Source organism: Piscinibacter sp. XHJ-5 (assembly GCF_029855045.1).
Classification (GTDB): Bacteria; Pseudomonadota; Gammaproteobacteria; order Burkholderiales; family Burkholderiaceae_C; genus Albitalea.
Genome location: NZ_CP123228.1, coordinates 336,777 through 349,708, shown reverse-complemented (window position 1 = coordinate 349,708; position 12,932 = coordinate 336,777). Strand labels below are relative to the sequence as shown.

General features: G+C 69.2%; 16 protein-coding genes. 6 read left to right on the top strand and 10 right to left on the bottom strand.

Annotated features, from left to right (window positions below; genetic code table 11):
• Positions 1-27 precede the first annotated feature (27 nt).
• Both P7V53_RS01660 and P7V53_RS01655 read left to right on the top strand, forming a co-directional pair.
• Positions 28-663, top strand: a complete 636-nt coding sequence (locus P7V53_RS01660; protein WP_280153742.1) for a sigma-70 family RNA polymerase sigma factor — start codon at positions 28-30, stop codon at positions 661-663.
• A gap of 1 nt (position 664) precedes the next feature.
• The gene (locus tag P7V53_RS01655) at positions 665-1,372 is read left to right on the top strand and encodes an anti-sigma factor (RefSeq protein WP_280153741.1); all 708 of its coding nucleotides are present in this window, start codon (positions 665-667) and stop codon (positions 1,370-1,372) included.
• Between the two features lie 30 nt (positions 1,373-1,402).
• Here P7V53_RS01655 and waaF read toward each other — a convergent pair whose 3' ends face one another.
• The 3 genes from waaF to P7V53_RS01640 are packed head-to-tail and all read right to left on the bottom strand — an operon-like array spanning position 1,403 to position 3,538.
• Positions 1,403-2,404: a lipopolysaccharide heptosyltransferase II gene (waaF, locus tag P7V53_RS01650; RefSeq protein WP_280156407.1), complete on the bottom strand. Its 1,002-nt coding sequence runs from the start codon at positions 2,402-2,404 to the stop codon at positions 1,403-1,405.
• Positions 2,401-2,607, bottom strand: coding sequence for a zinc-finger domain-containing protein (locus P7V53_RS01645; RefSeq protein ID WP_280153740.1), 207 nt, complete (start codon positions 2,605-2,607; stop codon positions 2,401-2,403). The genes waaF and P7V53_RS01645 overlap by 4 nt, the downstream gene beginning before the upstream one ends.
• A 7-nt stretch (positions 2,608-2,614) precedes the next feature.
• The gene (locus tag P7V53_RS01640; RefSeq protein WP_280153739.1) at positions 2,615-3,538 is read right to left on the bottom strand and encodes a branched-chain amino acid transaminase; all 924 of its coding nucleotides are present in this window, start codon (positions 3,536-3,538) and stop codon (positions 2,615-2,617) included.
• Between the two features lie 174 nt (positions 3,539-3,712).
• On the opposite strand from P7V53_RS01640, the gene P7V53_RS01635 reads away from it, so the two are divergent.
• Positions 3,713-4,318, top strand: coding sequence for a PEP-CTERM sorting domain-containing protein (locus P7V53_RS01635; protein WP_280153738.1), 606 nt, complete (start codon positions 3,713-3,715; stop codon positions 4,316-4,318).
• Positions 4,319-4,361: 43 nt separating this feature from the next.
• On the opposite strand, the gene P7V53_RS01630 is transcribed toward P7V53_RS01635, so the two are convergent.
• From P7V53_RS01630 to radA, 4 genes are read right to left on the bottom strand one after another with little or no spacing between them, the layout of a single operon-like run.
• Positions 4,362-4,745, bottom strand: a complete 384-nt coding sequence (locus P7V53_RS01630; protein WP_280153737.1) for a hypothetical protein — start codon at positions 4,743-4,745, stop codon at positions 4,362-4,364.
• A 52-nt stretch (positions 4,746-4,797) separates the two neighbouring features.
• Positions 4,798-5,577: a metallophosphoesterase family protein gene (locus P7V53_RS01625; RefSeq protein ID WP_280153736.1), complete on the bottom strand. Its 780-nt coding sequence runs from the start codon at positions 5,575-5,577 to the stop codon at positions 4,798-4,800.
• Positions 5,574-5,909, bottom strand: a complete 336-nt coding sequence (locus P7V53_RS01620; RefSeq protein ID WP_280153735.1) for an antibiotic biosynthesis monooxygenase — start codon at positions 5,907-5,909, stop codon at positions 5,574-5,576. Before P7V53_RS01620 ends, P7V53_RS01625 begins: the two co-directional genes overlap by 4 nt.
• On the bottom strand, positions 5,909-7,264 hold the full coding sequence (radA, locus tag P7V53_RS01615; RefSeq protein WP_280153734.1) for a DNA repair protein RadA: 1,356 nt from the start codon (positions 7,262-7,264) through the stop codon (positions 5,909-5,911). The genes P7V53_RS01620 and radA overlap by 1 nt, the downstream gene beginning before the upstream one ends.
• Positions 7,265-7,376: 112 nt before the next feature.
• Here radA and P7V53_RS01610 point away from each other — a divergent pair, with 112 nt between their 5' ends.
• Positions 7,377-8,003 (top strand): LysE family transporter, encoded by a 627-nt coding sequence (locus P7V53_RS01610; protein WP_280153733.1) that lies wholly within the window; start codon positions 7,377-7,379, stop codon positions 8,001-8,003.
• Between the two features lie 20 nt (positions 8,004-8,023).
• Here P7V53_RS01610 and arfB read toward each other — a convergent pair whose 3' ends face one another.
• On the bottom strand, positions 8,024-8,422 hold the full coding sequence (gene arfB / locus P7V53_RS01605; protein ID WP_280153732.1) for an alternative ribosome rescue aminoacyl-tRNA hydrolase ArfB: 399 nt from the start codon (positions 8,420-8,422) through the stop codon (positions 8,024-8,026).
• Positions 8,403-8,720, bottom strand: a complete 318-nt coding sequence (locus P7V53_RS01600) for a DUF2917 domain-containing protein (protein ID WP_280153731.1) — start codon at positions 8,718-8,720, stop codon at positions 8,403-8,405. The genes arfB and P7V53_RS01600 overlap by 20 nt, the downstream gene beginning before the upstream one ends.
• Positions 8,721-8,890: 170 nt before the next feature.
• On the opposite strand from P7V53_RS01600, the gene P7V53_RS01595 reads away from it, so the two are divergent.
• Positions 8,891-10,366 (top strand): PLP-dependent aminotransferase family protein, encoded by a 1,476-nt coding sequence (locus P7V53_RS01595; RefSeq protein WP_280153730.1) that lies wholly within the window; start codon positions 8,891-8,893, stop codon positions 10,364-10,366.
• A gap of 12 nt (positions 10,367-10,378) precedes the next feature.
• Here P7V53_RS01595 and alr read toward each other — a convergent pair whose 3' ends face one another.
• The gene (gene alr / locus P7V53_RS01590; protein WP_280153729.1) at positions 10,379-11,476 is read right to left on the bottom strand and encodes an alanine racemase; all 1,098 of its coding nucleotides are present in this window, start codon (positions 11,474-11,476) and stop codon (positions 10,379-10,381) included.
• A gap of 177 nt (positions 11,477-11,653) precedes the next feature.
• Here alr and lplT point away from each other — a divergent pair, with 177 nt between their 5' ends.
• Positions 11,654-12,931, top strand: a complete 1,278-nt coding sequence (lplT, locus tag P7V53_RS01585) for a lysophospholipid transporter LplT (protein ID WP_280153728.1) — start codon at positions 11,654-11,656, stop codon at positions 12,929-12,931.
• The last annotated feature ends 1 nt before the right edge of the window (position 12,932 follow it).

The window sequence follows — 12,932 nt, the reverse complement described above, 5'->3', positions numbered from 1 at the left end:
GCGGCCCAAGAACGAGCATCGCGAGTCATGCCCCCTGCCCCCAGCCAGGACTGGTCCGAACGCAGCCGCGACTTGTCGCAGCTGCTCGCACGGGCCGGCATGGGCGACCGCGCCGCCTTCGCAGCGCTCTACGACAAGAGCAGCGCGCATCTGTTCGCGGTGGTGCTGCGTATCTGTCGGGACAGGGCTCAAGCCGAGGACATCCTCCAGGAGGTGTATGTCAACGTCTGGCGCGCTGCGAGCGGCTTCGATGCCGCGCAAAGCCAACCGCTCACCTGGTTGACCAGCATTGCGCGCAATCGGGCCATCGACAGCCTGCGTCGCGCCCAGACGCAACCGCAATTCCAGAGCACCATCACATCATCCGGCGACGAGGACAGCGACGTGTACGACGAGACCGCCGATGACACCCCGGGCCCGCTCGATCTGCTGGGCCGCGCCTCGGATGCCCGCGCCTTGTCGGACTGCATGCGCGACCTCACCGCGCCGCAGCGGCAGAGCGTGGCCCTCGCCTTCTACGACGGACTCAGCCACGCCGAAGTGGCCGAGAAGATGGGCCAGCCGCTGGGCACGGTGAAGAGCTGGGTGCGGCGCGCGCTGCTGTCGCTGAAGAGCTGCCTGGAACGCGCGGTGGCGCGCGACGGCGCGACCAGAGGATCCTGAGATGGACTACAGCCACCCGGACCTCGCCGATCGCCTGGCCGCCGACTACGTGACCGGGACCTTGCGCGGACCCGCGCGCCGCCGCTTCGAATCCCTGCTGCCCGCACACCCCCTGCTGCGCACGGCGGTGCGCGAATGGCAGATGCGCCTGATGCCGCTGACCACCAGCGTCGCACCCGAGAAGCCACCGGCCGCGGTGTGGCAGCGCATCGAGGCGCGGATCGGCGGCGGCGCAAGCGCAGCGCCGTCCCCGCCGCGCAGGCGCTGGTGGAGCGAGCTCGCCGTGTGGCGTGGCCTGACCGCGTTTGCCACGGTCGCGGCGATCAGCCTCTCGCTGCTGCTGGGGATGCCGGGGCCGGCCCAGGCGCCGATCGTGGTCGTGCTGAGCTCCACCGGCACACCGGTCGAGGGCGCCATCCAGCCCGCCAGCTTCGTCGCCAGCATCAGCGGCGACGGCCGAGCGCTCGTCACCAAACCGCTGACGCAGGTCAGCCTGCAGGCCGACCGCGCGCTGGAGCTGTGGGCCGTGCCGCCGCAAGGCGCACCGCGCTCGCTGGGGCTGATCTCGGCGCAGGGAACGACCATCGTGAAGAAGGGCCGCGTGCTGGACAACACCGCGGCACTGGCCGTGAGCCTGGAGCCGCCGGGTGGCTCGCCGACCGGCGCGCCGACCGGGCCCGTGCTGTGGGCCGGAAAATTGACGTCGTAGAGCGGTCGCCGACCGGCAGCCGACGGCCACCTACAAGGACTGCTCCAGGGCTTGCTCGACGCGGCCCGGCGCCACCTCCACCAGACACCGGTAGTGTCCGTAGCGGCAGGTGCGATCGAAGCAAGGCATGCAATCCAGCTCCAGTTCGTCCTTCAGCCACAAGACCCGTGCCTTGGGGTTCAGCGGCGGAGTGTGCTCGGGGCTGGTCGAGCCGAACACGGCGACCTGCGGCAAGCCGAAGGCCGCCGCGACATGCATCAAGCCGGAGTCGTTGCTGACCATGCCGCGCGAAGCCGCGATCAACGCCATGGCGTCGAGCAGCGACGTCTTGCCCGCCAGCACGCGGCAGGCGCCGGGCGCCTCGGCGGCGATGGCTTCGCACAGCGCGGCTTCCTTGGGCGAACCCAGCAGCACGATGGGCATGCCGTGCGCGGCGTGCAGCGAACGCGCGAGCTCGGCATAGTGCGCCGCCGGCCAGCACTTCGCCGGACCGTATTCGGCGCCCGGGGCGAAGGCGAAGTAGCCGTCCCGCTCGACGCCGGCGGCCTGGGTGGCCGCACGCAGCGTGTGATCGGCGAAGCGAAGCGCCGGCCGCTCGTGCGCGTCGGGTCGACCCGCGAGCGCGCTGTAGAAGGCCACCATCGGCGGCCGCCCTGCAGGATTGGGCAGCCGCTCGTTGAGAAGGCCGAAGCGGCCTTCTCCGCGATACCCCACGCGCCGCGGGATGCGCGCCAGGAACGGCAGCAGCGCCGACTTGATCGAGTTGGGCAGCACATAGGCCGAATCGAAGCGCCCGCGCAGCTCGGCCGCGAGGCGCCGCCGGCCTGTCCAGTCGAGCCGGCCGTGTGCGAATGGCAGATCGATGACGTCGCGCACTTGCGGCATCGCGCGGTACACCGGCGCCACCCACGGCAAGGCTGCGACGGTGAGCTGCTCGCCACGCGCCGCAAGGCGCGCCAGCAGCGGCTCGCTCATCACCGCGTCGCCGATCCACTGCGGCGCGATGACCAGCGAGCGAAGGGCCGAGCTCAGTGCGCGTGACCGACGACTTCGCCGGCCTTGAGGCGATACACCGTGCCGCAGTACGGGCACTTGCCCTGGCCGGTGCTCGCCACGTCGATGAAGACCCGCGGATGGCCGCTCCACAGCGGCATCTTCGGGTTCGGGCAGAAGACCACGCCGGGTCCCTGCAGGTCTTTTGCGGTCACCTCGACCGTTGCCTTGGCTTCGCTCATATGCGCATCAGACCTTGGTGAGCCACTCGGCGTACTTCGGATTGCGGCCGTTGACGATGTCGAAGAACGCGTTCTGGATCTTCTCGGTGACCGGCCCGCGCGAGCCCTTGCCCAGCTCGATGCGGTCGAGCTCGCGGATGGGCGTGACCTCGGCGGCGGTGCCGGTGAAGAAGGCCTCGTCGCAGATGTAGATCTCGTCGCGCGTGACGCGCTTCTCCACCAGCTTGAGGCCGAGGTCCTGGCAGATCGCGAAGACGGTGTTGCGGGTGATGCCGTTCAGGGCACCGGCCGACAGGTCGGGCGTGTACACCACGCCGTTCTTCACAATGAACAGGTTCTCGCCAGCGCCTTCGCTGACGAAGCCGGACGCGTCGAGCAGAAGCGCCTCGTCGTAGCCGTCGTCGGTGGCCTCCATGTTGGCGAGGATCGAGTTGCTGTAGTTGCTGACCGCCTTCGCCTGCGTCATCGTGATATTGACGTGGTGCCGCGTGAAGCTGGAGGTCTTGACGCGGATGCCGCGCTTGAGGCCTTCCTCGCCCAGGTAGGCGCCCCATGGCCAGGCGGCGATCATCAGGTGGATCTTGTTGCCCTTGGGACTGACGCCGAGCTTCTCGGAGCCGATCCAGGTGAGCGGGCGCAGGTAGCAGCTTTCCAGCTTGTTTTCGCGCACCACGGTGCGCTGCGCCTCGAACACTTCGTCGAACGAGAACGGGATCTTCATGCGCAGGATCTTGGCGCTGTTGAACAGCCGCTCGGTGTGCTCGCGCAGCCGGAAGATCGCCGTGCCGGCGACGGTGTTGTAGGCACGCACTCCTTCGAAAGCCCCGCAGCCGTAGTGAAGCGTGTGTGTGAGCACGTGGATCTTCGCGTCGCGCCAGTCGACCAGCGCCCCGTCCATCCAGATCTTCCCGTCCCGGTCTTCCATCGACATGGAGGTTCCTCGTTGGTCCAAAGCATCGATTTTACGGGCGGTGCCTGCGCCCCCCTCATTGAGGCGGGTGGTGCCCGTGGAGCGCCGCTGCTCCCCGCATCCGCGGGGTGCGGCGCCGACATGATTCACATCACAATCCGGCACCCTCGAAGGGGTCAACAACGGAGAACGCACTTGAAGCTCAGAACATCCCCACTGCGGCGCGTCCTTGTCGGCGCCGCGCTCGCGGGCGCCGCCGCACTGGCACAAGCGGAGACCGGCAGCTTCAGCTGCATCAACGGCACCTCCGCTGATTGCGGCCTGGCCGAGTCGACGCTGTCGTGGGCCTGGAACGGCCTTGATTTCACGATCGCCAACAACGGCTCCGGCTACGTCTCGGAGGTCTACTTCTCCTTCTCGACGGACGAGCTGTCGGCGAACTTCCTCAGTGGCGTCGGCGACGTCCACTTCGTGCAGGGCGCCAGTCCCGGCAGCCTGCCCGGCGGCGGCGGCGTCGGGTTCGTGACGGACCAGGCCTTCGACTCGGACGGGCAGGGCCAGCCGACTCACGGCATCAACTTCGGCGAGAGCGCGACGTTCCGCATCCTGAGCAGCCTCGAGCAGGCGGTGGACGTGGGCGACTTCCTCGCGGGCGTGCACGTGCGCAGCCTCGTGACGGCCGGCGCCAGCCTGGTCTCGACGTCGGGTACGGTGGTGACGCCGGTGCCCGAGCCCGAGACCTACGCGATGATGCTGCTGGGCTTCGGTATCGTGGCCTGGGGCTCGCGTCGCCGGGCCTGAACGGCCGAGCGGCTCAGAGGCCTCGCGCAGCGAGGCCTTTTTTTTACCCGGCGTCGTCCGGCCGCTGCAGCTCCCACGCGGTGCAGCGTCCCTTCTCGAAGGTCATCAGCACCCTGGAGCCCGCGTCGTCGGCCCATTCGTAGCGCTCGGGCTTGTCGGACACCTTGCGGCCCAGGCTCTTGGTCAGGGTGATCACTTGCAGCAGCGTGACGCCGGGCTTCAGCTTCGAATGCAGCATCACCGCGCTGCCGACACGGCCCACAGGCTCGTGCGAGGCGTTCTTCATCACCCGGATGCTGCGATTGAACTGCAGCAGCAGCCAGAAGACGACCACCGTGAGTGCGAACAGCACTCCCTGCCAGCCGTACTGCCGCCATGCCGCCGCGACGAGCAGCGCGGCAAGCGTCCAACCAAGAACGGGATTCATGCCGGCAATGCTACGGGCGGCTGGCGACGCGCCGCTGCGGAGTTCCCACAACTCAGGCGACGCCCGCCCGCCGGCCGACGAAACCGGTGCGCAACGCGTCTGCCCAATCGGGGCGGTGATTCGACTCCGCCAGGCGCGCCGCTGCCTCGGCGTCGTAGGGCACGCTGCGCAGCTCCACCTGCCAGCCGGCCTCGCGACGCCGCAGCATCGCGTAACGGGCATGCGGGGAGCCGTTCTCGACGACGTGCGGATGCGCGGGCCCGTCGTCATAGGCCTGCAGCCCGACGCTGCCCGGATTGACGATGAGCCGGCCGTCGGCGAGCCGCAGAACGCGCGGTACATGGCTGTGGCCGCACAGGATCACCGCGTGCGGCACGCCGGCCATCGCCGTGCCGGCGCGCTCGCGCGCCTCGGCCGGCGTGGCCGCACGGATGCCCGGCCCGTCGGGCTGTGCCACCACCGTCTCGAGGAAATAGACCAGGTCGTGGGTGGGCGTGCCGTGGCAGCACAGCACCTCGTCGGTCAGGCGCAGCGTCTTCGGCAGCCAGGCCAGCCAGGCGCGGCGACGGTCGTCCAGCTGGGCCGCCGCATGCGCGTCGGACGCACCCATGCGCTCGCGCGGCAGCTCGAGCAGCTGGCGCTCGTGATTGCCGGCGATCGTCGGCAGCTCCAGCGCCATCAGCCGCTCGGCGGTCTCGGCCACCCACAGCGGACCGGAGAGGATGTCGCCGAGATTGACGGTGACATCCGCGCCCGCCTCGTCGATGTCGGCCAGCACCGCGTCCAGCGCCGCCAGGTTGCCGTGGATGTCGGAGACGACGGCGATCTTCATCGCGAGGTCTTCGAGTAGGCGCGCTCGACCTTGGCGATGCGCAACTCGAAGTGCTGGTACCACACGCGGTGTCCCAGGGCCTGCGCCTGCAGGTGCTCGGCGTGGGCCTTCCAGGCCGCGATGTGCTCCAGGGTGTCGAAGTACGACACGGTGATGCCGAATCCGTGTTCATCGCGCGTGCTCTCGATGCCGAGAAAGCCCGGCTGCTGCGCGGCCAGCTCCACCATGCGGTCGGCCATCGCGCCGTAGCCCTGTTCGCCTTCTGTGCGCTGCGACGAGAAGATGACGGCGTAGTACGGAGGCGGCGGGGTTTTCGCGAAGGGGGTCGTCATCACAGGCTCCTTGCGAGGTCGATCGCCTGCTCGATCCGCTCGATCGCGTGGATCGTCAGGCCTTCGATGGGTTTCTTGGGGGCGTTGGCCTTGGGCACGAGCGCCACCGAGAAGCCGAGCTTGGCGGCTTCCTTCAGCCTTTCCTGTCCGCGAGGCGCCGGCCGCGCTTCGCCGGCCAGTCCCACTTCGCCGAAGGCGATGAAGCCGCGCGGCAAGGGCCTGCCGCGCAGGCTGCTCTGGATGGCCAGCATCACCGCGAGATCGGCGGCCGGCTCGCTGATGCGCACACCGCCGACGGCATTGACGAACACGTCCTGGTCGAACGACGCGATGCCCGCATGGCGGTGCAGCACCGCCAGCATCATCGCCAGGCGGTCGCGCTCCAGGCCGACGCTCAGCCGGCGCGGGCTCGGCCCGCCGCTGTCGACCAGCGCCTGCACTTCCACCAGCATGGGCCGGGTGCCCTCCAGGGTGACCAGCACGCAGGAGCCGGGAACCGGCTCGCCGTGCGTCGACAGGAAGATGGCGCTCGGGTTGGCGACGCCCTTCAGGCCCTTCTCGGTCATGGCGAAGACGCCGATCTCGTTGACGGCGCCGAAGCGGTTCTTGATGGCGCGCACCAGGCGGAAGCTGGAATGCGTGTCGCCTTCGAAGTACAGCACGGTGTCGACGATGTGCTCCAGCACTCGGGGCCCGGCCAGCGCGCCTTCCTTGGTGACGTGCCCCACCAGCACGATGGTCGTGCCGCTGCTCTTGGCGGTGCGTGTGAGCTGCGCCGCGCATTCGCGCACCTGCGCGACCGAGCCCGGCGCGGAGCTGAGCTGCTCGCTGTAGACGGTCTGGATCGAGTCGATGACGCACACCGCCGGCTGCTCGGCATCGAGGGTGGCGACGATCTTCTCCAGGTTGATCTCGGCCAGCACCCGCACCTTCGAGCCGTCGAGCCCCAGCCGGCGTGATCGCAGCGCGACCTGGGCGCCCGACTCTTCCCCCGTGACGTAGAGCGCGGGCATGGTGCGCGACAGCGAGTCGAGCGCCTGCAGCAGCAGCGTGGACTTGCCGATGCCCGGATCGCCGCCGATCAGCACGACCCCGCCGGCGACGATGCCCCCGCCGAGCACCCGGTCGAGCTCGTCGATGCCGGTGGGCTGGCGCTCGACCTCGCTGGCTTCGATGTCGGACAGCGTGGCCACCGGCTGGCTTCTTGCGAGCGATTGGTAGCGATTCTTCGCCGGCGCTTCTGCGACCGATTCGACCAGCGTGTTCCAGGCACCGCAGGCGGGGCACTTGCCCAGCCATTTAGGGGAGGTGCCGCCGCACTCGCTGCAGATGTAGATCGACTTGTCCTTGGCCATGCGGACGATTGTCGCCGTCAACGGCTCTGCTTCATTTGAAATGAACCGTGCGTGCGCGGCCCGGCGCACTCGTGTTAGAACCGACCGCTCCCGTGTCCAGCACCCTCGCACCATGGAACTGTCCACCTGGCTCGCCTTCTTCGCCGCGTCCTGGGCCATCAGCATCTCGCCAGGCGCCGGCGCCATCGCCGCGATGAGCGCGGGCCTGAACCAGGGATTCGCCCGCGGCTACTTCATGAGCTTCGGACTGATCGCCGGCATCCTCACCCAGGTGCTGGTGGTCGCGCTGGGGCTGGGCGCGCTGATCGCGGCGTCGAGCATCGCGTTCACGGTCATCAAGTGGCTGGGCGTGGCCTATCTCCTCTGGCTGGGCATCAGGCAGTGGCGCGCGCCGGCCGCGCCGCTGGTCGCCGAGCAAGCCCAGGCACGTCTGCCGCGGCGCACGCTGGTGCTGCGCGGCTGGCTGGTCAACGCGGTGAATCCCAAGGGCACGGTGTTCCTGCTGGCGGTGATGCCGCAGTTCCTCGACCTGTCGCAGGCACTGGGGCCGCAGTACGTGACCATCGGCGCGACGCTCGCCTTCACCGACCTGGTCGTGATGGGCGCCTACACCGCGCTGGCGTCGCGGGTGCTGAGCCTGCTGAAGAAGCCGGCGCAGATGAAGCTGCTGAACCGCGTGTTCGGCGCGCTGTTCGTCAGCGTCGGCGTGCTGCTGGCGACGTTCAAGCGCGCGGCTTAGGCGGTCTTCGCCGCGCGGCCCTAGACGACCTTCGCGCGCGCCGCCTTCACCTGGCTGCGCTGGCTCTTGCCCTCCAGCCGGCGCTCCTTGGACGCGCGCGTCGGCTTGGTCGGCTTGCGCAGCCGCGGCGGCGTCGCGACACCGTCCACCAGCTCCTGCAGGCGCTGCAGTGCCTCGGCGCGGTTCTTTTCCTGGCTGCGGTGTGTCTGTGCCTTGATGACGACCACGCCGTCGGCGGTGATGCGCTGGTCGTTCAATGCCGCCAGCCGCGCCTTCACCGCCTGCGGCAGCGATGACGCCGCGATGTCGAACCGAAGGTGCACGGCGCTCGACACCTTGTTGACGTTCTGTCCGCCAGCGCCCTGCGCGCGGATCGCGGTCCACTCGACCTCGTCCGGATCAACTTTCGGCAAGCTCATGGGTGGGGGTGGCTCGGAACTCCTGCGTGATTGTGCGGTGCCGCGGGGGGGCGGGCCGGTCCGGGCCCTGCATCACCATGATGCGCGCCGCGCCTTCGGCGCCCACGAGCGACTGCGACCCCGCGGCAAGGTGCATCGCCTGGCCCGCATCGAGGAAATGGTCGTCCGGGTCGCCGGCCTGCGTGATCCACACGCGCCCGCGCACGACGGTGACCCATGCATCACGCCGGTCGGCACAACGCAGCAGTTCGCCGTCGCGCAGGTGGATGGGGACGATGGGGTGGTCACGATCCGACATGGGGCTCTCCTTCGATGGGAACCCAGTGTCGGCACGCGGCCGCCGCGGCGACAGACCCAGCACCGGCCAAAGTGCAGCAGCACAGAGCCCGCGGCACGGGCGTCTGTATCGGCAACAGATGGGCACTTCTGTGCCGGTACAGCCGCGGGCGAACTGTCCACAATAGGCCGATGGACGCCTCCGCCGATTCGCGAACGCCTCTGTACCAGCGCATCGCGGACGAGATCGAGCGGGCGGTCGGCAGCGGCGCACTGGGCGCCGGCACCCGGTTGCCTTCGGTACGCCAGTTGAGCCACCAGCACGGCGTCAGCATGACCACCGCGCTGCAGGCTTACCGATGCCTGGAGAACCGCGGCCTGGTGCAGGCCCGTCCGAAATCCGGCTACTTCGTCGTGCCGCGTGCGCCGGCGCTGCCGGAGCCGCAGTTCGACCTGCGCGTCGACGGCGCGAGCTTCGTCAGCATGGACCATGTGCTGCACGAGTTCCTGCTGATGGTCGACGATCCGCAGGCGCTGCCGTCGTTCAACGCGGCGCCGGCGCGCGAGCTGCTGCCCGAGGCCAAGCTGCAGCACATCCTGGCGAGCGTGAACCGCCGCCATCCGGAGTACGCGACCAAGTACCACATGGCCGGCAGCCTCGCGCTGCGCCAGCAGATCGCACGCCGCGCCGTCGGCTCGGGCGTGCAGCTGCGGCCGGAGGAAATCGTCATCACCAACGGCGGCATGGAGGCGATGTACCTGGCGCTGAAGTCCGTGGCCGGTCCCGGCGACACCATCGCGCTGGAATCGCCGACGTACTTTCACCTGCTGCAGTCGATCGAAAGCCTGGGCATGCGCGCGCTCGAGATCCCCAGCCACCCGCGCGTGGGCATGTCGCTGGAGGCGCTCGACTTCGCCACGCAGACGCCCGGCGCGGTGAAGGCCTGCGTGCTGCTGCCCCATTTCCCCAATCCCGGCGGCAGCCTGATGCCGGTGGAGCACAAGCGCCGCCTCGTCGAGCTGGCCGCCGAGCGCGGCATCACCCTGATCGAAAGCGACATCTACGGCGAGCTCTATTTCGGCGAGCAGCGCCCGCCGGTGCTGAAGAGCTTCGACACCCGCAACGACGTCATCCTGTGCTCGGCGTTCACGAAGACGGTAGCGCCCGGCTACCGCATCGGCTGGGTGGCGCCGGGGCGCCACTTCCTCAAGACGCAGGCGCTGAAGATCCGCACCTCGCTGGCGTGCCCCATGCTGCAGCAGGAGGTGCTGGCCGAGTTCATGCGCGACGGCGGCTACGACCACCATCTGCGCAAGCTGCGCGCCGCGCTGAAGACGCAGGCCCACCAGATGGCCGACGCGGTGGCCCGCTACTTTCCGATGGGCTGCCGCCTCAGCCTGCCGCAGGGCGGGCTGCTGCTGTGGATCGAGCTTCCCCGGCACGTCGACTCGCGCGAGGTGTTCGCGCTGGCACGGCTGGAGCACATCGGCGTCGCGCCGGGCGCGGCCTTCAGCATCAGCCGGCGCTTCGACCACTTCATCCGCCTGCAATACGGCGATCCGTGGTCCGCGAAGATGGATGCGTCGCTGAAGAAGCTGGGGCAGATCGTGACGCGGCTGGCCGAGGCCTCGGTCGCGCGACAACGGCCGGAGCCGGCGTACCTCTAGGAGAGTCGGGCGTTACGCCACGGACACCGGCACGCGCGGGGCCACCGCGCACATCAGCTCATAACCGATGGTGCCCGCCGCATGCGCCACTTCGTCGATGGGCAGGAAGCTGCCGTTCGGCCCGCAGCCCCAGAGCGTCACCTCGCTGCCCGGCTGGGCCCGAGGCACGGGCGTGAGGTCGACGGTCACCATGTCCATCGACACCCGACCGACCAGGCGCGTGCGCACGCCGTCGACCAGCACCGGCGTCCCCGTCGGCGCGAGCCGCGGGTAGCCGTCGGCATAGCCGCAGGCGACCACGCCGATGCGCATCGTGGCGTCGGCGCGGAACGTGCTGCCGTAGCCGACCGTGCCGCCCGGCGTGAGCTCCTGCGTCGCGATGAGCCGCGCGCGCAAGGTCATGGTCGGCTGCAGCTCCCAGTGAGCGATGTCGTGCGCCGGAAAGTCCGGCGACGAGCCGTAGACCATGATGCCGGGACGAATCCAGTCGCCTCGCACGGCCGCTGAACCAGGTGCGAATCGCAGCGTCGCGGCGCTGTTGCACATCGACCGCTCGCCGGGCAGGTCGTGCGTCGCGGCCTCGAAAACGGCCAGCGCGTCGGTGATGCCCCGCGCGCCGTCGGCGTCGGAAAAGTGCGTCATGAGGGAGATCGAGTCGACCTGCGTCAGTCCCGACAGCCGCCGCCAGGCCGCGCGAAACGCGGCCGGCGAGAAGCCGAGCCGGTTCATGCCGCTGTTCAGCTTGAGGAAGACCTGGTGCGGCTTCTGCGTCTTGTGCGCCGCCAGCCAGTCGATCTGCGCCTCGCGGTGCACCGTGTGCCACAGGTCCAGCCGGGAGCACAGCTCGAGGTCGCGGGGCTCGAAGCAGCCTTCGAGCAGCAGGATGGGCCCGCGCCAGCCGAGGGCGCGCACCCGCTCCGCTTCGGCCAGGTCGAGCAGCGCGAAGCCGTCGGCCGCTTGCAGTCCGGGGTAGGCGCGCTCGATGCCATGCCCATACGCGTTGGCCTTGACCACCGCCCAGACCTTGGCATCCGGCGCCGCCCGGCGCGCCCGTTGCAGGTTGTGTGCGAGCGCGTCGGGATGGATCAGGGCTTCGATCGGACGGGGCATCTGACGGGGCTGAACGGGGATGCGGCAATTCTGCCGCACGCCACCCGCCCCTCATCTGCGTGCCCGTGACTGCGTGCCCTGCGCCTGGCGGACTGCCATGACCCGCGTGCTATAACCCGCGCCGCGGGAGAGACAACCGAACAGATCCTGGGGAAAGAGGCGCAGCGCTTCGGGCGAATGAAAAAAGGCTTCTACACCATCATGTCGGCGCAGTTCTTCAGCTCGCTCGCCGACAACGCCCTGTTCGTCGCCGCCGTCGAACTGCTCAAGACTTCCGGTCAGGCCGAGTGGCAGCGCGCCGCGCTGGTGCCGATGTTCGCGCTGTTCTATGTGATCCTCGCCCCCTTCGTCGGCGCCTTCGCCGACGCCGTGCCCAAGGGCAAGGTCATGTTCTTCTCGAACCTCGTCAAGGTGGTCGGCTGCCTGATGATGCTGTTCGGCACGCATCCGCTGCTGTCGTACGCCATCGTCGGGCTGGGCGCCGCGGCCTATTCGCCCGCCAAGTACGGCATCCTGACCGAGCTGCTGCCGAATTCCCAGCTGGTCAAGGCCAACGGCTGGATCGAAGGCCTGACCATCGCGTCCATCATCCTGGGCGTGCTGCTGGGCGGGCAGCTCGTCGGTCACGTCGTGGCGCCGCGCCTGCTGTCGCTGGAGATGCCGCTGGTCGACACGGGGATCGACACGCCGCCCGAAGCCGCGATCGCGTCCCTCATCCTGCTGTACGTGCTGGCGGCGCTGTTCAACCTGAAGATTCCGCGCACCGAAGCGCCGCTGCAGCCGCTGGCCCACAGCGCCGCCGCGCTGGTGCGCGACTTCTCCAACTGCAACGCGCGCCTGTGGAACGACAAGCTGGGACAGATCTCGCTTGCCACCACGACGCTGTTCTGGGGCGTCTCGGGCAATCTGCGCTACATCGTGCTCGCCTGGGCGGCGGCTGCGCTCGGCTACAGCACGACCCAGGCCTCCTCGCTGGTCGGCGTCGTGGCCGTCGGCACCGCCGTCGGCGCGGTGGTCGCCTCGCTGCGCATGCGGCTGGACCAGGCGACCAACGTGATCCCGCTGGGCATCGCGATGGGCGTGCTGGTCATTGCGATGAACTTCATCCACAACGTGTGGATGGCCGCTCCGTTCCTGATCGTGCTCGGCGCAATCGGCGGCTACCTGGTGGTGCCGATGAATGCGCTGCTGCAGCACCGCGGCCACAACCTGATGGGTGCCGGCCGCTCCATCGCGGTGCAGAACTTCAACGAGCAGGCCTGCATCCTCGGGCTGGGTGCCTTCTACACCGGCATGACCAAGCTCGGCATGTCGGCTTTCGGGGCGATCACCATCTTCGGCCTGGCCGTCGCGGCCATCATGTGGCTGATCAAGCGCTGGCACGAGGGCAACCTCGTGAAGCATCCCGACGAGGTGGCGCACCTGCTGGCGCTCGCCCGCAGCGACAGGCACTGAC